Origin of the sequence: Pseudoxanthomonas sp. F11, assembly GCF_037046485.1 — a bacterium.
In the GTDB taxonomy this organism is placed as follows: Bacteria; Pseudomonadota; Gammaproteobacteria; order Xanthomonadales; family Xanthomonadaceae; genus Pseudoxanthomonas_A.
Genome location: NZ_JBANLZ010000001.1, coordinates 1,093,641 through 1,113,407, shown reverse-complemented (window position 1 = coordinate 1,113,407; position 19,767 = coordinate 1,093,641). Strand labels below are relative to the sequence as shown.

Annotated in this window: 16 protein-coding genes, 1 pseudogene and 1 riboswitch; of the genes and pseudogenes, 9 read left to right on the top strand and 8 right to left on the bottom strand. The window is 68.1% G+C overall.

Annotation, left to right across the window (positions count from 1 at the left end):
* Positions 1–26: 26 nt before the first annotated feature.
* From V8246_RS05380 to ilvC, 5 genes are all read right to left on the bottom strand, one after another.
* Positions 27–1,580 carry a 2-isopropylmalate synthase gene (locus V8246_RS05380; protein WP_336188230.1) on the bottom strand — a complete coding sequence of 518 codons (1,554 nt, stop codon included), beginning with the start codon at positions 1,578–1,580 and terminating at the stop codon, positions 27–29.
* Complete coding sequence (locus V8246_RS05375; protein WP_336188229.1) at positions 1,577–2,710, bottom strand: threonine dehydratase; 1,134 nt, start codon at positions 2,708–2,710, stop codon at positions 1,577–1,579. Before V8246_RS05375 ends, V8246_RS05380 begins: the two co-directional genes overlap by 4 nt.
* Positions 2,711–2,782: 72 nt before the next feature.
* The gene (locus tag V8246_RS05370) at positions 2,783–3,055 is read right to left on the bottom strand and encodes an ACT domain-containing protein (RefSeq protein ID WP_245088950.1); all 273 of its coding nucleotides are present in this window, start codon (positions 3,053–3,055) and stop codon (positions 2,783–2,785) included.
* Positions 3,039–4,787: an acetolactate synthase 2 catalytic subunit gene (gene ilvG / locus V8246_RS05365; RefSeq protein ID WP_336188228.1), complete on the bottom strand. Its 1,749-nt coding sequence runs from the start codon at positions 4,785–4,787 to the stop codon at positions 3,039–3,041. Before ilvG ends, V8246_RS05370 begins: the two co-directional genes overlap by 17 nt.
* Positions 4,784–5,791, bottom strand: coding sequence for a ketol-acid reductoisomerase (gene ilvC, locus V8246_RS05360; RefSeq protein ID WP_162108068.1), 1,008 nt, complete (start codon positions 5,789–5,791; stop codon positions 4,784–4,786). Before ilvC ends, ilvG begins: the two co-directional genes overlap by 4 nt.
* 365 nt (positions 5,792–6,156) lie before the next feature.
* On the opposite strand from ilvC, the gene ilvD reads away from it, so the two are divergent.
* Together ilvD and V8246_RS05350 are read left to right on the top strand one after the other, a co-directional pair.
* The gene (ilvD, locus tag V8246_RS05355) at positions 6,157–7,998 is read left to right on the top strand and encodes a dihydroxy-acid dehydratase (protein WP_336188227.1); all 1,842 of its coding nucleotides are present in this window, start codon (positions 6,157–6,159) and stop codon (positions 7,996–7,998) included.
* A 7-nt stretch (positions 7,999–8,005) separates the two neighbouring features.
* A complete protein-coding gene (locus V8246_RS05350) occupies positions 8,006–8,857 on the top strand; it encodes a PhnD/SsuA/transferrin family substrate-binding protein (RefSeq protein WP_336188226.1) in 852 nt (283 codons plus the stop codon).
* A 24-nt stretch (positions 8,858–8,881) separates the two neighbouring features.
* Here V8246_RS05350 and V8246_RS05345 read toward each other — a convergent pair whose 3' ends face one another.
* The gene (locus V8246_RS05345) at positions 8,882–10,828 is read right to left on the bottom strand and encodes a S9 family peptidase (protein ID WP_336188225.1); all 1,947 of its coding nucleotides are present in this window, start codon (positions 10,826–10,828) and stop codon (positions 8,882–8,884) included.
* Positions 10,829–10,933: 105 nt separating this feature from the next.
* Positions 10,934–11,034: riboswitch (TPP riboswitch) on the top strand.
* A 128-nt stretch (positions 11,035–11,162) separates the two neighbouring features.
* Here V8246_RS05345 and thiC point away from each other — a divergent pair.
* The 5 genes from thiC (at position 11,163) to V8246_RS05320 (ending at position 16,562) form a co-directional block, all read left to right on the top strand.
* Positions 11,163–13,049 carry a phosphomethylpyrimidine synthase ThiC gene (gene thiC / locus V8246_RS05340; protein WP_336188224.1) on the top strand — a complete coding sequence of 629 codons (1,887 nt, stop codon included), beginning with the start codon at positions 11,163–11,165 and terminating at the stop codon, positions 13,047–13,049.
* 102 nt (positions 13,050–13,151) lie between these two features.
* Positions 13,152–13,751 (top strand): DUF4136 domain-containing protein, encoded by a 600-nt coding sequence (locus tag V8246_RS05335; RefSeq protein ID WP_336188223.1) that lies wholly within the window; start codon positions 13,152–13,154, stop codon positions 13,749–13,751.
* The gene (locus V8246_RS05330; protein WP_175502053.1) at positions 13,748–13,915 is read left to right on the top strand and encodes a hypothetical protein; all 168 of its coding nucleotides are present in this window, start codon (positions 13,748–13,750) and stop codon (positions 13,913–13,915) included. Before V8246_RS05335 ends, V8246_RS05330 begins: the two co-directional genes overlap by 4 nt.
* Positions 13,916–13,931: 16 nt before the next feature.
* The gene (locus V8246_RS05325) at positions 13,932–14,621 is read left to right on the top strand and encodes an ion channel (protein WP_336188340.1); all 690 of its coding nucleotides are present in this window, start codon (positions 13,932–13,934) and stop codon (positions 14,619–14,621) included.
* 60 nt (positions 14,622–14,681) lie between these two features.
* On the top strand, positions 14,682–16,562 hold the full coding sequence (locus V8246_RS05320; RefSeq protein ID WP_336188222.1) for a sulfotransferase: 1,881 nt from the start codon (positions 14,682–14,684) through the stop codon (positions 16,560–16,562).
* A gap of 60 nt (positions 16,563–16,622) precedes the next feature.
* On the opposite strand, the gene ppa is transcribed toward V8246_RS05320, so the two are convergent.
* Entirely contained in the window at positions 16,623–17,177 is a 555-nt protein-coding gene (gene ppa / locus V8246_RS05315) for an inorganic diphosphatase (protein ID WP_093295280.1), read from the bottom strand.
* 155 nt (positions 17,178–17,332) lie between these two features.
* On the opposite strand from ppa, the gene V8246_RS05310 reads away from it, so the two are divergent.
* Positions 17,333–18,118, top strand: a complete 786-nt coding sequence (locus V8246_RS05310; RefSeq protein ID WP_336188221.1) for a lytic transglycosylase domain-containing protein — start codon at positions 17,333–17,335, stop codon at positions 18,116–18,118.
* Here the strand turns inward: V8246_RS05310 and V8246_RS05305 are convergent.
* Positions 18,115–19,059 (bottom strand): annotated as a pseudogene (locus V8246_RS05305) (IS481 family transposase). The gene V8246_RS05310 and the pseudogene V8246_RS05305 overlap by 4 nt on opposite strands.
* Before the next feature lie 181 nt (positions 19,060–19,240).
* Between V8246_RS05305 and V8246_RS05300 the strand changes: the two are divergent.
* A complete protein-coding gene (locus V8246_RS05300) occupies positions 19,241–19,744 on the top strand; it encodes a hypothetical protein (protein WP_336188220.1) in 504 nt (167 codons plus the stop codon).
* Positions 19,745–19,767: the final 23 nt, after the last annotated feature.

The following is a 19,767-nucleotide window of genomic DNA, read 5'->3' as shown; positions in this document are numbered from 1 at the left end:
CACTTCTCTCCCCTCACTCCTGCCCGTCACGCGGCGGCGGCTTCCTGCTGCTCGACACGGCGTTGGCGGAGCAAGCGGTTCGCCACGTCCAGCCACGCCAGCGCGCTGGCTTCGATGATGTCCTTGCTGGTGCCGGTACCTTCGTATTCCTCGCCGTCGCAGCGCACCGACAGGCTGGCTTCGCCGCGCGCATCGGCACCGATGCCCACGCTGTGCACCTGGTAGCTCTCCAGCTGCAGCTGCACGCCGGTGGCGGCGGCCAGTGCGCTGAACAACGCATCGACCGGGCCGTTGCCCTGTGCGGTTTCCGAAATGCGGTTGCCGTCCGGATCCGACAGTTCCACCAGCGCGTTGGCACGGCTGCCGACGTCGCTGATCGTCATCGACGACAGCCGGTAACCATCGCTGACCGGTGCATCCTGCATCAGCGCCTGCAGGTCGGCGTCGCCGATCACACGCTGCTTCTCGCACAGCGTCTTGAACTGCTCGAACACCAGCTTCAGCTCGTCCTCTTCCAGCCAGTAGCCCAGCGCACGCAGGCGCTGCTCCACCGCGGCGCGCCCGCTGTGGCGGCCCAGCACCATCTGCGACGACGGCCAGCCCACATCCTGAGGCTGCATGATCTCGTAGGTGCCGCGGTGGCGCAGCATGCCGTGCTGGTGGATGCCGGATTCGTGGGCGAACGCGTTGGCGCCGACGATCGCCTTGTTGCGCTGGACAGGCATGCCGACCAGGCGCGACAGCAGCTGCGAGGTCGGTACGATCCTGCGCGTGTCGATGCGTGTGTCCAGGTTGTAGAAGGCGTTACGGACCTTCAGCGCCATCACCAGCTCCTCGATGGCGCAGTTGCCGGCGCGCTCGCCGATGCCGTTGATCGAGCCTTCCACCTGGCGCGCACCGCCTTCGATGGCGGCCAGCGAGTTCGCCACCGCCAGGCCCAGGTCGTTGTGGCAGTGCGTGCTGAACACCACCTTGTCGGCGCCCGGTACGCGGGCGATCGCGCGCTCGAACATGCCGCGGATCTCTTCCGGCGTGGTGAAGCCCACCGTGTCCGGCAGGTTGATGGTGGTCGCGCCGGCCGCGATGGCGGCGGCGATCGCCTGGTGCAGGAAGTCCTCCTCAGTGCGGGTGGCATCCTCGGCGGAGAACTCGATTTCGTCGATGTGGCCCCGGGCCAGGCGCACGTGCCTGTCGATGGACTCCAGCACCTGCTCGCGGCTCATGCGCAGCTTGTGTTCGCGGTGCAGCGGGCTGGTGGACAGGAACAGGTGCAGGCGGGGCTTGGCGGCCGCGGTCACGGTGCGCAGCGACGTCTCGATGTCCGCCGCCAGGCAGCGCGACAGCACGACCAGGGTGGTCTCGCGCAGTTCGCGCGCGATCATCGCGTGCGCTTCGCGGTCGGAATGCGAGCTGGCGGGGAAGCCGGTTTCGATGGCATCCACGCCCAGCTCTGCCAGGCCCCGCGCCATGACCAGCTTCTGTTGCGGCGTCATGCTGCAGCCGGGGGATTGCTCGCCATCGCGCAGGGTGGTGTCGAAGATGCGGATATGCGTGGGGGACGGATGGGTGGGCGTGTTCACCAGATGGGTTCCTCGTGTACTTCTGTTTCCATGGCGGGGGCCTCGTATCGGCGCGCACCGGTCTTTGCGGGGGAGGGGAGGACGGCCGCGCGCGGCGCGCGGCCCTTGGCAAGCGAGGGCTCGCCCTCGGCGTTGCGGCGGCGTGGCTTGCGCGGCGGACGCGGGCGCACGTCGGACAGCAGCTGCGCCAGCACGGTGGCGTCGATGTTGCCTCCGGATACCACCGCACACTTGCGCCTGCCGGCCACGCGCCGGCCCGCGGCCAGCGCCAGCGCCCCGGCGCCCTCGGCGATCAGGTGCTCTTCCAGCGCCAGCCGCACCAAGGTCTCGCGCAGCTCGGCTTCGCGCACGGTCACCACGTCGTCCAGCAGCTGCGTGCACAGGCGGCGGGTGATGAAGCCGGGCACCTTTACCCGCACGCCGTCGGCCAGCGAAGCGACCGGGTTGACCGGCGTGACGTCGCCCTTCATTGCGCGGATCATCGAATCCACGCCCTCTACCTGGGCGCCGACCACGCGCACGCCCTGCGACTTCAGCGCCAGCGCGACGCCCGAGGCCAGGCCGCCGCCGCCGATGGGCACGATGACGACATCGGGCGTGTAGGGCGCGATCTCGATGCCCACGGTGCCCTGGCCGGCGATCACGTCCGGATCGTCGAAGGCAGACAGGAAGCGGTAGCCGTTCTGTTCGGCCAGTTCCCTGGCGAAGGCGAAGGCTTCGTCGTAGCTGTCGCCGTGCTGGCGCACGGTGGCACCCCAGTGCGCCACCCCGGCGATCTTGGTCGCCGGTGCGCCGTGCGGCATCACGGTGATGGCCTGTACGCCCAGCCGGTAAGCGGCCCAGGCCAGGCCCTGCGCATGGTTGCCCGCCGAGGCCGCGATCACCGGGCGGCGATCGCCGCGCTCGCGCGCGGCCAGCAAGGCATTCAGTGCACCCCGCACCTTGTACGAACCGGTGCGCTGCAGGTTTTCCAGTTTCAGCATCACGCCAAAGCGTTCGGCGTGGTGCATCGGCGTGGGCGGCAGGTAACGGCGCAACCGCGCCTGCGCCGCCAGCACGTCGGCCACGGTGACGACGACGTCGCCTACGTCCGGTTCGTTGCTGGCGGGGGCGCGGCCGGCATCAGGCATCGCGGCACGCGAACGGCTGATCTCGAAGAAGACGCCTCCGGACCGCAACGTCCGCGTTGGCGGGTGCGGCGTTCATGCAGCGCGGTCCTGGTGGCGACGATCCCGGCTCAGCTCCTGCACGGCGCTGAAGGACAGTTCCTCCACATCGTAGATTTTCAGCAGTTGCTGGCGCAGTGTCTCCGGCGCGCGGGTGCTGTCGATCACCAGCGCCAGCGCCCAATACCCTTCGCCGTCGTGGGTGGCATGGACCGCGTGGGGCGGAAAGCCTCGACGCTCGATCATGCCCAGCACGCGCAGCAAGGCGCCCTCGGCAGGTTTGAGCCTGAGTTCAAGCCGGTAACGCATTCTTCTTCTCCGCGCCGTCGGCCGCGACGGCAGGCTCGGCGGATGGTGTTGCGGGACTGGCATCCAGCATGGAGCTGTTGGCATGGTTCGGCGGCACCAGCGGCCAGACGTTGGCTTTGATGTCGATGGTGACGTGCAGCAGCGCCGGGCCCGGCTGGGCCAGCAGGTCGGCCAGGCCATCCTCGACTTCGTCGCGCCGGCTGATGTGGCGGGCCGGTATGCCGAACACGCGCGCCAGCGCGGCGAAGTCCGGATTGTCGGACAGGTCGATCTCGCTGTAGCGCTCGGCGAAGAACAGTTCCTGCCACTGCCGCACCATGCCCAGCGCGCTGTTGTCGATCAGCACGATCTTCACCGGCAGCTTGCAGCGGGCGATGGTGGCCAGCTCCTGGACGTTCATCATGAAGCCGCCGTCGCCGTTGACCAGGACGACGGTGCGGTCGGGGCAGGCGAACTGCGCACCCATCGCCGCCGGCAGGCCGAAGCCCATCGTGCCCAGCGCGCCGCTGGTCAGGTGGTTGCGCGGGTGGGTGAACCGGCAGTGCTGCGCCACCCACATCTGGTGCTGGCCCACGTCGCAGGCGACGATGGCGTCTGCCGGCGCCACTTCGCTGAGCCGCTTCAGCAGGCCGGGCGCGTAGATGTCGGTACCGGGCGCGTCGTAGCGGAAGCCGAAGCGCTCGCGGTTGCCCACGCAGCGCTTGCGCCACTCGTCGCAGGTGCTGCGCGCCGCCGTCAGCGCCTTCAGGCTGGTGGCGACGTCGCCGGGCACCGCGATGTCCGCCGTGCGCAGTTTGCCGATCTCGTAGGCGTCGGCGTCCACGTGCAGCACACGGGCGAATGGCGCGAACTCGGCCAGCTTGCCGGTGGCGCGGTCGTCGAAGCGCGCGCCCACCACGATCAGCAGGTCGCATTCCTGCACCGCCATGTTGGCCGCGCGCGTGCCGTGCATGCCCAGCATGCCCAGGTAGTGCGGGTGGCCGGCGGGCAGGGCGCCCAGGCCGCGCAGGGTCAGCACGGTGGGGATCTTGGTCGCGTCGACGAACTGGCGGAAGGCATCCACCGCATCGGCGATGCCGATGCCGCCGCCGCCGTAGATCACCGGCTTCTCGGCGCCGGCGATGGCGGCCAGTGCCTCGGCCAGCTTCGCATCTTCCGGTGCGGGTACCGGATCGACGCTCGCCGGCACGTGGTCGGGCAGGTGCGAGGCATCCGACATCTGCACGTCCTTGGGCAGATCGATCAGTACGGGACCGGGGCGGCCTTCGCGCGCGATGCGGAAGGCTTCGCGCACCATGGTCGGCAGGTCTTCCACGCGCCGCGCGACGAAGCTGTGCTTCACGATCGGCAGGGTCAGGCCGAACACGTCCAGTTCCTGGAACGCATCGGTGCCCATCAGCGTGGTGGCGACCTGGCCGGTCAGGCAGACCATCGGCACCGAATCCAGCATCGCGTCGGCGATGCCGGTCACCAGGTTCGACGCGCCGGGGCCGGAGGTGGCCACGCACACGCCGACCTTGCCGCTGGCGCGCGCATAGCCGTTCGCCGCCAACGCCGCGCCCTGCTCGTGGCGCACCAGGATGTGCTTCAGGTGGGAATCCACCAGCGCGTCGTAGAACGGCATGATGGTGCCGCCCGGGTAGCCGAACAGCGTGTCCACGCCCTCGGCTTCCAGGGCGTGGGCCAGCCAGCGGGCGCCATTGCGTGGGGCAGTGGCCGCGGCGGCGTTCATGCGGCGGCCTGCTCGTCTGTATCGGGTTGCGCGGCGTTGGCCTGCAGCCACACCATCTTCGCGCGCAGCTCCTTGCCGACCTTCTCGATCGGGTGGTCTTTGTCGGCCTGCTGGAACTTCTTGTAGTTCGGCAGGCCGGCGTCGTACTCGGCCTGCCAGTTGCGGGTGAAGGTGCCGTTCTGGATGTCGGTCAGCACGTCCTTCATGCGCGCCTTCACCGACGCGTCGATGACGCGCGGGCCGCTGACGAAGTCGCCGTACTGCGCGGTCTCGGAGATGAACTCCAGCATGCGGGTGATGCCGCCTTCGTAGAACAGGTCGACGATCAGCTTCAGTTCGTGCAGGACTTCGTAATACGCGATTTCGGGCTGGTAGCCGGCTTCCACCAGCGTCTCGAAGCCGGCCTGCACCAGCGAGGACGCGCCGCCGCACAGCACGGCCTGTTCGCCGAACAGGTCGGTCTCGGTCTCTTCCTTGAAGGTGGTCTTGATGATGTTGGCGCGCGCGCCGCCCAGACCACCGGCGTAGGCCAGCGCGAACTGCTCGGCCTGGCCGCTCTTGTCCTGGTACACGGCGTAGATGCACGGCACGCCACGGCCGATCTCGTACTCGCGGCGCACCAGCGCGCCCGGGCCCTTGGGCGCGACCAGCACCACGTCCAGGTCGGCGCGCGGTTCGATCATGCCGAAGTGGACGTTCAGGCCGTGCGCGAACAGCAGCACCGCGCCCTGCTTCATGTTCGGCGCCAGCACCTCGTTGTAGAGCTTCTTCTGCACCATGTCCGGCGTCAGCACGGCGACCAGGTCGGCGTCCTTCACCGCGTCGGCGACCGCCTTCACCGCGAAGCCGTCGGCCTGCGCCTTCGCTTCGGTCGGGCCACCCGGACGCAGGCCCACCGTGACGTCGAAGCCGGAATCGCGCAGGTTCAGCGCGTGCGCGCGGCCCTGGCTGCCGTAGCCGACGACGGTGATCTTGGGGTGCGGGAGAGCGTTGGCGGTGGTCATGGCGCGGTTTTCCTGAGGTTGAGGGGAAATCGAAGGGGCTTAAACAAAAAACCCCGCACTTCTCAGTGCGGGGTTTTGCGAATCTGGCGTCTCTGCTGCTTACACGCCGGTCCGTCCCGCACTTGTGGGCGAGGTAATAAGAACGAGTACGAGGACGGACGCCGCAGCGGGTGCGGTGAGATCGGTCGTCGTGGGCGTGTGGCGCTGCAACATGCGGCAAGAGAAACATGCCGCTCCAAACCGTGTCAAGCGCTTTTGCGCCGATTGCGACGATCGGATGATTTCAGTCGATATGGTTGCAACTGAAACCGTGGAAACGCAGCAGAATCAAGGCTTCCCACGTCATCGACGCACTGCTGGTTTTCATGCCCGAGTACCGTTCCAGGACCTCCACCCACGGCCGCAACATGGCCGGCGCCCGCGCGCTGTGGCGCGCCACCGGCATGAAGGACGCCGACTTCCACAAGCCCATCGTGGCGGTGGCCAACTCCTTCACCCAGTTCGTCCCCGGCCATGTGCACCTCAAGGACCTCGGCCAGCTGGTGGCGCGCGAGATCGAGCGGGTCGGCGGCGTCGCCAAGGAATTCGACACCATCGCCGTGGACGACGGCATCGCGATGGGCCACGACGGCATGCTGTATTCGCTGCCGTCGCGGGAGGTCATCGCCGATTCCGTCGAATACATGGTCAACGCGCACTGCGCCGACGCTCTGGTGTGCATTTCCAACTGCGACAAGATCACGCCCGGCATGCTGATGGCCGCATTGCGGCTCAACATCCCTACCGTGTTCGTGTCGGGCGGACCGATGGAAGCCGGCAAGACGCGCCTGGCCGATCGCAAGCTCGACCTGGTCGATGCGATGGTGATGGCGGCCGACCCGAACGTGTCCGACGAAGAGGTCGCGGCGGTCGAGCGCAGCGCCTGCCCGACCTGCGGGTCGTGCAGCGGCATGTTCACCGCCAATTCGATGAACTGCCTGACCGAAGCGCTCGGCTTGTCGCTGCCGGGCAACGGCACGGTGGTGGCCACGCATGCCGATCGCGAGCAGCTGTTCAGGCGTGCCGGCGTCTTGGCCGTCGAGTTGTGCCATCGGTGGTACGGCGGCGAGGACGCGACCGCATTGCCGCGCGGCATCGCCACGTTCCAGGCGTTCGAGAACGCGATGACGCTGGACATCGCGATGGGCGGTTCCACCAACACCATCCTGCATCTGCTGGCTGCGGCGCAGGAGGCGGAGGTGGCGTTCGACATGCGCGACATCGACCGCCTGTCGCGGCGCGTGCCCCAGCTGTGCAAGGTGGCGCCCAACACGCAGAAGTACCACATCGAGGACGTGCACCGGGCCGGCGGCATCATGGCCATCCTCGGGGAACTGGCGCGCGGTGGCCTGCTGCACACCGACGTCCCCACCGTGCATGCGAAGACGCTGGGTGAGGCGATCGCGAAGTGGGATGTCGCGACCAACCACGACGATGCGGTCACGACCTTCTACAAGGCAGGTCCTGCCGGCATCCCCACCCAGGTCGCCTTCAGCCAGGCCACACGCTGGCCATCGCTGGATACCGATCGCGCCGAGGGCTGCATCCGCAGCGTCGAGCATGCGTACTCGCAGGAAGGCGGGCTGGCCGTGCTGTACGGCAACCTCGCCGTCGACGGTTGTGTGGTGAAGACGGCCGGCGTGGACGAGTCGATCCATGTGTTCGAAGGCACGGCGCGCGTCTTCGAAAGCCAGGACGCGGCGGTGGCCGGCATCCTCGGCGACGAGGTGAGGGTGGGCGACGTGGTGGTGATCCGCTACGAGGGTCCCAAGGGCGGGCCCGGCATGCAGGAAATGCTGTACCCGACCAGCTACCTGAAATCGAAGGGACTGGGGAAGCAGTGTGCGCTGCTGACCGACGGGCGTTTCTCCGGCGGCACCTCGGGCCTGTCGATCGGCCACGCATCACCGGAAGCGGCCGCGGGCGGCGCCATCGGCCTGGTGCGCGACGGCGACCGCATCCGCATCGATATCCCGCAACGTTCGATCAGCCTGCTCGTGCCCGACGATGAACTGGCATCGCGCCGTGCCGCGCAGGATGCGAAGGGGTGGAAGCCCGCACAGCCGCGCGCGCGCAAGGTCAGCACCGCGCTCAAGGCGTACGCCCTGCTCGCGACCAGCGCCGACAAAGGTGCGGTACGCGACAAGCAACTGCTGGATGGTGTCTGATAGCAGGATGATCCGCACCCTGCTCGTCGTCGTCCTGATCTGGTTGACCGTCCTGCCGGCCGGCGCGCAGCAGGCGTCGCCGCGCCCCTGGGTGATCGCCACCTACGCGTATCCGCAGCGCGACCGCGTCGCCGCCATCCAGCCGCTGGCGGACTATCTGGGACTACGTGCCCGGCATCCGGTGCATGTCCGTCTGTTCGACTCGCCCACCGCGCTGGTCGACGCGTTGCGTCGTGGCGAAGTGGACGTCGCCGTACCCAACCTGCACGGCTACCTGCAGGCGCGCCGCGCCAGCGAACCGCTGACGACCCTGCCCGTGCCGCAGGTACCGGCACTGCAGGCGGACCGTTACCGCGCCGTACTGGTCGGCCGACAGGGGCTGGAAGCCCCGGGCGAACTGGAACGGCAGGCCCGGACATTGCGTCTGGCCCTGGTCGGTCGCGATTCGGCCTCGGGCGGCTTCGTGCCGGTGCGTGAACTGCGCCGCCGGGGCCTGGAACCGACGACCGCCTTCGCCCATCTGGTTTACGCCGGCTCGCATGCGGCGGCCCTGGAGGCCGTCGCGAGCGGTCGCGCCGACGTGGCCGCGCTGGCGGCCGATGTCTACGACGCCTCGCGACCGACCGGCGTGGTGGAAGTGTGGCGCTCGCAGCCGATCCCGCCCGGGCCGCTCCTGTGCCGTCCTGCCGCCGACGTACCCTGCCAGCAGTTCACCGCCTGGCTGCTCGAAGCGCACGACGAGGCTCCGGCCGTGATGGCCGCACTGCGGGCGGGCTGGCCGGAGTTCGGCGATGCGCAACGCTTCACGGTGCCGGAGCGGCCCCTCCTGGACGCCTCGACGATGCAGGTGGAACCCTAGGCGAGGATCGCGGGCGGCCGGGGGTCATCGCGCGGCCGGACCGATGTGCCGTGCCAGGAACGCCTCGAGCTTCCGATAGAACGCGATGTTGTTCGCATCGGCATGGAATCCGTGGCCTTCGCCCGGCACCGCCATCCACTCCGGCGCGTGGCCGGCACGTTCCAGCGCCGCTTGCATGGCCTTGGCCTGGGCGATGGGTGCGCGCTCGTCCAGTTCGCCGTGTACCAGCAGCACGGGCGCCGTGATCCGCGTGGCCAGCGTGGTCGGCGAAGCCGACGTCAAGGCGGCTTCGTCGCGGCCGATGGCGCGGGCAAGGTAATTGCTGCCCGCCTGCGTGGTGCGGATATCGCCCTTGGCGTACAGCATCTTCAGGTCGTAGACGCCAGCCAGGCCGGCCGTGCACTTGATCAGGTCGGGCGCCCGCGCCGCGAGCATCATGGCCGAATAGGCGCCGAAGCTGGCGCCATAGGCGCAGACGCGGCGTCCATCGGCGTATCCCTGGGCGATGGTCCAGCGCAGTCCGTCGAGCAAGTCGTCCTGTACCCGCGTACCCCACTTCAGGTACCCGGCTTCTTCGAATGCACGGCCACGGCCGCCCGAGCCGCGGTAGTTCACCTGCAGCACCAGGTAGCCGCGGCTGGCGAGGAACTGGGCGTCCTGGTCGAAAGCCCAATCGTCGCGGACCGCATGGGGACCGCCGTGCGGCACGATCACCGTCGGCAGGCCGGCAGGCGTGGTGACCCCCGCCGGCAGGGTCATGAAACCTTCCAGCTCCATGCCGTCGCTCGCGCGGAAGCGGATCGCGCGGCGCTCGCCCATCCGGGCGGCATCCAGGCCTTCGCGACTCGAAAGCAGCAGTGAGGCCTTGCCCTGCGCACGATCGAACAGGTACCAGCTCCCCGGGTCGCGATCGCTGAAGGCGTACAGCAGCGACCGGTTGCCGTCGCGGCTGTGGTCCACGTAGGCGACATAGTGGTCGGGGAAGCTGTTCGACAGTGCATCGTGCAGTTGCGTATCCGGCGACTGGGGGTCGAAGTAGATCGCGCGCGGTTTTCCATCGGCGATCACGGCGGCGAAGGGCTGAAGGAGCCCCGCGCCCCATTCGATGTCGGAGACGCTGCGCACCGGGTGCTGGGCCAGCACCCGGTGATCGCGGCCGTCCGGCGAAGACGCCACCAGTCTCGAAGGCCCGCCGTTCACCGACTGCAGTGCGTATACCTGCGTGCCATCGACGCTGAATGCGTAGGGCGTCCATACGGTGCCCGCGGCATCGGCGGCGACGGGTGTCCAATGGCGGCCCTGCGCATCGGCGACGAACAGGACCTGCCGGTCGTTGTCGTCGACGCCCGTAGCGAACCGGGGCACACCCTGCCGGTCCAGCGTGAAACGGAGATCCTTGACGTCGATGTCGGCGACCAGCCTTCCGGTGGCGTTGCCGGCGTCCACGTCGTACAGCTGGGATCGTTGCGTGTCGCGCGACAGCCTGCGCATGTAGAAGCGCCCGTTGGGCGTCGCGGGCAGGCCCTCGATGTAGCCGAAGCCGGCTTCGATGCCGGCAGTCCGCAGCGATTGCTGGTAGCCGAACAGGTACTTCTGGTTCTTGCCGTCGGCGTCGGTGGCGATGATGTCGCCCGTCGGGAGGGGCGCCTCCCGCGATCCCACCTGTCGTCCTTTCGCCAGCACCAGCCGGGTGTCGCTGACCCATGCGACCTGGGTGGGAAGTTCGTAGCGCGGCAGCCGCAGCAGGGCGGTGCGCTGCATGTCGTCGGTACGGTGCACCGCCAGCGCATGGTGGCCGTCGCCCAGGTCGGCGGTGATCGCGAGATGGGCGCCGTCCGGAGAGAGCCGCGGCGAATGGAGCCTGTTGGCGGCGGCGAACGCTTCGACCGGCACGGGGGCCTCGGCGTCTGCAGGTGCGATATGTACGATCAGCAGGGCCGCTGCGAAGGCCCACGTCCTGAGTCCCATCATCCCCTTGTCCCTGTTCCGTCCCGTGGCCCCGACGCCAAGAATATCCCGGTCGTCGCCCGGACGTGTGGCATGGGCGGCACCCGGTGCGGGGTTGTGGTCTAATTCGCACCGAAGCGGGGGTATCGCCGGCCAGGCCGGTGATTGAGATAGACCCTTCGAACCTGATCCGGTTGAGACCGGCGTAGGGAAGCTTCGCAGGCTGCGCCGTGTTGCCGTGTCGTCCCTCGTGGGCCCGCCATCCGTCCGCTGCCGCGCCGCCGCTTCGTCCCCGTGATGCGAATCCCTCGCAAGAGCCCGCACATCCCCGTGCGGGGATTCAGAAAGGACGATGCCGATGAATGCCATTCCCAAGCCCGCCGCCGATCTGCTGCAGCAGACCGGGCAGCTATCCGAATCCGTGACGCGCCCGATTCCGGGTTCGCGGAAGATCTTCGTCGAGGGCTCGCGGGCGGACATCCAGGTGCCCATGCGCGAGATCGCGCTGACGCAGACGCCGACCGTCTTCGGCGGCGAGGAAAATCCGCCCGTCACCGTGTACGACACGTCCGGTCCCTACACCGATCCGGAAGCGCGCATCGATCTGGCCGCGGGCCTGCCCGCGTTACGCGCGAAGTGGATCGAGGAGCGCGGCGATACCGAGCCGTTGCAAGGACTGAGCTCGGCCTTCGGCCGCGCGCGCGAGCACGATCCGAAGCTGGATGCCGTGCGCTTCCCCAACCGCGTGCTGCCGCGCCGTGCCAAGGCCGGCGCCAACGTCAGCCAGATGCACTACGCCAGGCGCGGCATCGTCACGCCGGAGATGGAATACGTCGCCATACGCGAGAACCAGCGGCTGGACGCGGTGCGCGATGCGATGCTGCTGAAGCAGCACCCGGGCGAAGCCTTCGGCGCCAGCATCCAGACGTTCATCACCCCGGAGTTCGTCCGCGACGAAATCGCGCGCGGTCGCGCCATCCTGCCGAACAACATCAACCACCCGGAAAGCGAGCCGATGATCATCGGCCGCAATTTCCTGACCAAGATCAACGCCAACATCGGCAACAGCGCCGTGTCCTCCGGCATCGCCGAGGAGGTGGAAAAGCTGGTGTGGGCGATCCGCTGGGGCGGCGATACGGTGATGGACCTGTCTACGGGCAAGCACATCCACGAGACCCGCGAGTGGATCATCCGCAACTCGCCGGTGCCGATCGGCACGGTGCCGATCTACCAGGCGCTGGAGAAGGTCGATGGCCGCGCCGAGGCGCTGACCTGGGAGATCTTCCGCGACACGCTGATCGAACAGGCCGAGCAGGGCGTGGACTACTTCACCATCCATGCCGGCGTGCTGCTGCGCCACGTGCCGCTGACGGCCAAGCGGGTGACCGGCATCGTCTCGCGCGGAGGCTCGATCATGGCCAAGTGGTGCCTGGCGCACCACAAGGAGAACTTCCTCTACACCCACTTCGAGGACATCTGCGAGATCATGAAGGCCTACGACGTGGCCTTCAGCCTCGGCGATGGCCTGCGCCCGGGCTGCATCGCCGACGCCAACGACGCGGCGCAGTTCGGCGAGCTGGAGGCGCTGGGCGAGCTGACCAAGATCGCATGGAAGCACGACGTGCAGTGCATGATCGAAGGTCCCGGCCACGTGCCGATGCAGCTGATCAAGGAGAACATGGACAAGCAGCTGCGCGAGTGCGGCGAGGCGCCGTTCTACACGCTGGGGCCGCTGACCACCGACATCGCGCCGGGCTACGACCACATCACCAGTGCGATCGGCGCGGCGATGATCGGCTGGTACGGCACGGCCATGCTCTGCTACGTCACGCCGAAGGAACACCTGGGCCTGCCCAACCGCCAGGACGTGCGCGACGGCATCATGGCGTACAAGATCGCGGCCCACGCCGCCGACCTGGCCAAGGGCCATCCCGGTGCGCAGGTGCGCGACAATGCACTCAGCAAGGCGAGATTCGAGTTCCGCTGGGAGGACCAGTTCCACCTTGGCCTGGATCCGGAGAAGGCCAGGGAATTCCACGACGAGACCCTGCCCAAGGAGGCGCACAAGCTGGCGCATTTCTGCAGCATGTGCGGCCCGCACTTCTGCAGCATGAAGATCACCCAGGACGTGCGCGACTACGCGGCCGAGCACGGGGTGGACGAGGTGCGGGCGCTGGAGGCCGGTATGGCCGAGAAGTCGGCGGAGTTCCTGGCGCAGGGGGCGCGGGTGTATCGTCAGAGCTGAACCTGGATGCGGGTCCGTGCAACGGAATCCCCCGGGACTGCGTAGAAGAAGACAGCGGGTTGCCATCGGTGGCGGCCCGCGCCGACTTGCCGGAGAGCTGCCATGACCTTGATCGCCCGCCTGATCCGCCGCAGTTTGTTGCTGGCCGCCATGCTCGTGCTGGCGGCCTGCGCCACCGGCCCGCGCGTCACCAGTGATGTCGACCCGTCCGCCGACTTCGCCCGGTACCGCACGTTCGCGTTCTACTCGCCGCTGGCGATCGAGAGCCAGGGCTATGCCACCCTCACCAGCGGGCGTACCAAGGACGCGGCGCGTCGGCAGATGGAGGCGCGCGGCTACGTGTACGACGAGAAGTCCCCGGACCTGTGGGTCAACCTGAACGCCTACATGCAGGAGAAGACCGACGTCGTCAGCACCCCGGAAGTGGACTACGACTATTACTACAGCTACCGCGCGCGGCGTTACGTCGCCGTGCCTTACTGGCGCGACCGCACCGACGTGTACAAGTACACCGAAGGTACCCTCAACGTGGACCTGGTGGATGCGAAGCAGAACCGGCTGGTGTGGACCGGCGTTGCCGTGGGCCGCGTCGGGCGGACCAAGCCCGAGGAGCGCGGCGCGAAGATCGATGCCGCCATCGCGGACATCTTCCTGCGCTACCCGTATCGCGCGGGGGGCGGCACGCCGGCGGTGGCGCCGTGAAGGGTAGCGGCAGCGGCATCGCGAAGGCGGGCATCGGGTTCGGGACCGCCCTGGCGATCACCATCTCCTGGAGCGCCAACAAGTCGCTGCTGTGGGCGGTGATCCATGGCGTGCTGTCATGGGTCTACGTGGTGTATTACGCGCTGGTCTACCACTTCAAGTGATGCGCGCCGCATGACGATGCCGATCGCCTGGCTGCGCTGGCTGGTGACGATGCGCCGCCATCCTTCCGCGTTCCTGCTCATCGTGCAGCTGGCGGGCATCCTGCTGTATCCGGTGATGGAGGACACCCAGGCCGGCCGCGCGCTGTTCGGCGCGTTCGGCATCCTGGTGCTGTCGCTGGCGCTGTGGGTGGTCAACCGAAGCGCGGCCGTCAACTGGATCGCGTGGTCGCTGGCAGTGCCTTCCGTGCTGCTGTCGCTGTCGGCGGCGCTGTTCGACCAGCCCTCCCTGGGCATCTACGCCCACCTGCTGGAAAGCGCGCTGTACTTCTACACGGCCGGCAGCCTGATCGCCTACATGCTGCAGGACCATGCCGTCACCAGCGACGAACTGTTCGCTGCCGGGGCCACCTTCACGCTGCTGGCCTGGGCGTTCGCGTTCGCCTTCTCGGTGTGCCAGCAGTGGTATCCGGGCAGCTTCACCGCCGCGGTCGACCCGACTTCGGCGCGCAGCTGGATGGAGCTGCTGTTCCTGAGTTTCAGCCTGCTCTCCGGCGTGGGCCTGAGCGACGTGGTGCCGATCCTGCCGCAGGCGCGCGCGCTGGTGATGCTGGAGCAGTTCGCAGGGGTCATGTACATCGCCGTCGTGGTATCGCGGCTGATCGGGCTGACCATCCTCAGGGTCAAGCCGGCGCCGCCTCGCGACTGAGCCGGTGCCGGTATCATTCCAGGGCAGCGGTCATGCTGCTTCGATCCTGGACACCCTCCCATGAAATTGCAGGTCCCGTTCATCCAGCTCCCCATCATGTTCGACGCCGCGGCGTTGCTGGCCGAGGTGTCCGCGATCGAGGAAAGCGCTTGGCGGGGGCGGACGTCGAGGGACGACGGTAACAGCGCCCTGACGCTGATCACGACGGAAGGCGACCCTGCCAGCGACGCGCTGTCCGGCCGGATGCGGCCGACGCCGTGGCTCGAGCGGTGCCCCTACCTGGGCCAGGTGCTTGAAACGATCGGGGCCACCTGGGGTCGGGCGCGCCTGATGCGGCTCAACGGCCAGGCGGAAGTGAGGGCGCACGTGGACATCAATTACTACTGGCGCGAGCGCATGCGCGTTCATGTCCCCATCGTCACCACGCCGGGCGTGCGCTTCCAGTGTGGGGATGCCGAAATCAACATGGGCGCGGGCGAATGCTGGATCTTCGATACGTGGCGCAGGCACAGGGTGCTCAACGAAGGGAGTGCCCAGCGCATCCACCTGGTCGCAGACACCGTAGGTGGCGAGCGCTTCTGGGATCTGCTGTCCGAAGGCCGTGCGCCGGGCCAGGCGTATCACGGCGAGTGGCGCCCACGTCTGCATCCACCTGTGGCCGGAAAGCGGGCGCAGCTCGACTTCGAACAGGTCAACGCCCCCGCAGTCATGTCGCCCTGGGAAGTGCGTGAGCACATGGTGTTCCTGCTGGGAGAGTGCGTGGCGGATCCCCGGCTTGGCGCGATCCAGGCCGCGCTGCTGCGCTTTTCGCGCCGTTGGCAGGCGCTCTGGGCCTGCCATGGCGAGGATGCCGCCGGCCGCCCCCGCTACCAGGCGTTGCTCGATGCGACCAGGCGCGAGCTGCTCGGGCTCGGTGCGGACCGCATCGACCTGCGCAACGACGTGGGGTTCTGGCATGCGTTGAATTCGCATGTCTTCGACATGGCGCTGTCCGACGAGAGCCGACCAGCCCAGACCGATGTCCATGGCCAACCCGATGTGCATGCGGGCGCCGTGGTGGTGCCGGAACCCACCGCGCCCACACGCAGCGGGATCTCGTCCTCACGTGTCGGACCGGCGCTGGAGCGTCCGGTCTTCATCGTCAGCCCGCCCCGATCCGGGTCCACCCTGCTGTTCGAAACGCTCGCGGGAGCGCCGCAGGTCTACACGATCGGCGACGAGAGCCACCAACTGATCGAGGGCGTGGACGGGCTTTCGCCCGCGCAGCGCGACTACCATTCCAACCAGCTGGGTGCGGACGACGCGAGGTTTGCGGTTGTACAGGAACTGCAGAGTCGTTTCCGAAATGCGCTGCGCGATCGCGAAGGCCGCGTGCCGGAGCGCGAGTCCGCGGTCCGCATGCTTGAGAAGACCCCCAAGAATGCACTGCGCATCCCGTTCCTCAAGGCGGTGTTCCCGGATGCGAAGTTCATCTACCTGCACCGCGACCCGCGGCAGGTCTGGGGCAGCATGATCGACGGATGGATGTCGGGCCGGTTCCGGATGTATTCGCTGCCGGGATGGCAGGGGCCGACCTGGTCGTTCCTGCTGACGCCGGGCTGGCAGGCGCTGAACGGGCAACCGCTCGGCGAGATCGTGGCGCGGCAATGGGAAACCGCCACGCGCATCATGCTGGATGACCTGCAGACGCTGCCCGCGGACGACTGGGCGTCCGTCGACTATGGGCGCTTCCTCGCCGATCCCCAGGGCGAAGCCCTCCGCCTCAGCGCATGGGCCGGTTGGGCCTGGGACCGGGAACTGGGGACTGAGCTGCCGCTGTCGCGCTACACGCTGTCGCAGCCCGATGCCGACAAATGGCGCCGACATGCGGCCGAGATCGAGCCGCGCCTGGCGCAGTGGCGCGCTACGATCGATCGCGCGGCACGCGCCGCCGGCCTCTGACGACGCAACAAAAGAAAGGCCGCCCCTTGGGCGGCCTTCGGCACTGATGCGCAGGCGCGCTCAGAACTTGTGCTTCTCGTCTTCCGGCTGCGCGGCCTGACGGGCGATGGCGTCGACCAGGACGGCCTTGGCTTCGGCCGCGTTGCCCCAGCCGTCCAGCTTGACCCACTTGCCCTTCTCCAGGTCCTTGTAGTGCTCGAAGAAGTGGCCGATGCGCTCCAGCCAGTGCGGGCTGACCTGGTCGATGTCGCTGATGTGGCTGTAACCGGCGAACACCTTGTCCACCGGCACGGCCAGCAGCTTTTCGTCGCTGCCAGCTTCGTCGCTCATGCGCAGCACACCGACCGGGCGGCAGCGGATCACCGAGCCGGGGATCAGCGGCAGCGGCAGCACCACCAGCACGTCGGCAGGATCGCCGTCGCCGCACAGGGTGTGGGGCACGTAGCCGTAGTTGCAGGGATAGCGCATGGGGGTGGAGAGGATGCGGTCGACGAAGATCGCGCCGCTGGCCTTGTCCACTTCGTACTTCACCGGCTCGGCGTCCTTCGGGATCTCGATGATGACGTTGATTTCGTCCGGCGGGTTCTTGCCGGCGGTGACCAGATCCAGGCCCATTGCGTGCTCCGAAGGGGGTGCGGTGAGTGAGGGCCGGCATTTTACGCGCTTGGCTGCTGCGGCGCAGCAGGGCCGGGCCAGGACTGGCCGGCCGTCGGCGCCCGGCACGTGATTCAGGCTGTCTTACAGCTTCCGGGCTCTAGAATCCGCCGCCCATGCATCCTCTCCGACGCGCCGCCGGCTTCTTCCTGGCGGTGCTGGCCCTGGCCAGCGCCGACGCCGGCGCGCGCACGGTGTATCGCTGCGTGCAGGGTGGGACGGTCAGCCTGGCCACCGCGCCGGAGCCCGGCTCGAAATGCACGGCCAAGGAGATCGATGACAACGCCGTCAGCACGCCGAACCTGTGGGGCTCGATGGGCGTGTTCAGCGGCACGCTGTACGAGCGCGAGCAGGACGGCCAGAAGGTCTATTCCACCCGCAACCTGCCGGGATCCACGCCTTACCTGAAATTCACGGTGCAGACGCCGCCCGGCGAACCCGCGCACCCGGGCCTGGGCAAGGTGGGCAAACCCCGGCTGGACCGCTACCCGTCCGAGTTCAAGGCCGCCGCGCGCCAGACCGGCGTCGACGATGCCTGGCTGCGCGCCGTGGCGCACGCCGAGAGCGATTTCGATGCGAAGGCGCTGTCGCCCAAGGGCGCCATGGGGGTGATGCAGCTGATGCCGGAGGTGGCGAAGGAATACGGCGTCGCGGACCCTTACTCCTCCGCGGAATCGATCAATGCCGGCGCGCGCCACCTGCGGGCGCTGATGCGTCGCTACAAGGGCGACCTGACGCTGGTCGCGGCCGCCTACAACGCCGGCATCGGCACCGTGTCGCGCTATGGCGGGGTGCCCCCGTACGCGGAAACGCAGGAATACGTGTCTAAGGTCACTGCCTTGTACGAGCTCTACCTGCGCGCACTGGGACGCAAGCAGGCGCCCGAGCGGCCCGCCCTCTAGGTGTGTAAACCCAGTACGTTGTTCAGCGGTATGCGGGAGATGGGCGGTTTGTGACCCAGGCTGGCGTGAGGTCGATGCCAGTTGTACTGGTGTAGCCAGCCCTTGAAGGCGCACGCACGCTGTTCCGAGCAGGTGTAGGCGCGTGCGTAGGCCCATTCGCGCAAGCTGGTCTGCACCAAGCGTTCGGCCTTGCCATTGGTGCGCGGGGTGTAGGGGCGTGTGCGCAGGTGACACATGCCGAGCCGGCGAACCAGGCGGCGGAAGCGACGTGATCTGTAGCACGCGCCGTTGTCGGTCAGGACGCGCTCGAAGCGGACGCCGAGGCTGCGGTAATAGCGCACGGCCTGCATCAAGGCACGGCAGGCGCTGGCCCCCCGCTCGTCGGGCTCGATGCAGCCGAACGCGACACGCGAGTGGTCGTCGATGGCCAGGTGCACGTATTCGCAGCCGGCGCCATCGGAGTTGATCTGGCGATTGCCGGTGACCCGATGGCCGGGTTGCCGGAATCGGGCCAGCTTCTTGATGTCCAGATGCAGCAGTTGGCCGGGCTGGGCGTATTCGTAGCGATGCTGCGGCGCTGCAGGCTCCAGTTCCGCCAGCCTGTGCAGGCCGGCGCGACGCAGCAGCCGGGCGATGGTGCTCGGGGCAACAGGCAGTTGCCCGGCGATCTGCCGATACGTCTGACGTGAGCGGCGCCGCTCGATGATGTGCTGCACCATCTCCTGTGGCGTGGCATGCGGGCAGGAACGTGGCCGAGAGGACCGGTCGACCAAGCCTTACGGACCTTCCTCCTTAAACCGCCTGAGCCACTTGTAGGCCGTGCGGACGCTGACACCGGCCGCATGCGCTGCTTCTTCGATGCGAAGGCCCTGAACAAGGATGCGGTCCACGAGCAGGGCTCGACCGCGCGGGCTCAAACGGGCATGTTTATGTAGGTTCATCCGGGGCTCCTGGGGGCTGGGTTGGCTTCGCAACCTCCATCTTCCAGAGATGCCCCGGATGAACAACCTACTGAGAGATCACATCTAGGGCAGCATCACCGCGCTTTCTTCACCCCGTGCTCCCACGCGCGGGCCTATCGTGTTTCCACGGTCGGACCCACGCGCCGGCCAGGAGACCGCCATGAAGACGCGACGCGTATTCAGCGCCCCGGACCTGCAGGCCGCCGAAGCGGCGCTGCACAGGGCCCTGCACTTGGGCATACAGCCGGGCCACGCCGCCCTGGTGGGACGGCCGGAGATCGAGATGACGCAGATGCCGGACGACGAGAAGGAAGGCTCTCCTACCGACTTTCTGCCGGCCGCCATGCGCGGCCTGATCGGTGGTGGCGTGGTGGGCCTGGTGATCGGCCTCCTCGCGATGGCCATCCCTGCGGTGGACGTTCCGCTGGCCGCCGTCGCGCTGTGCGCGCTGGTAGGCGCGCTGGTGGGTGGTTGGGCCGCGGCGTTGGCCGGTTCGTCCGTACCCAGTGAGGTCCGCCGCGATTACCGCAGCGAGATCGAAGCGGGCAAGGTGCTGGTCGTGATCGACGACGAGGACGAGCGCCTGCTGGAGCGGGCGAGCGATGCCATCACCGCTACCGGTACCCAGCGTCTCCATCCGGTCCATCACGGGTTGCTGCACTGAACCACGCTGCCGGCGCAGGGCTA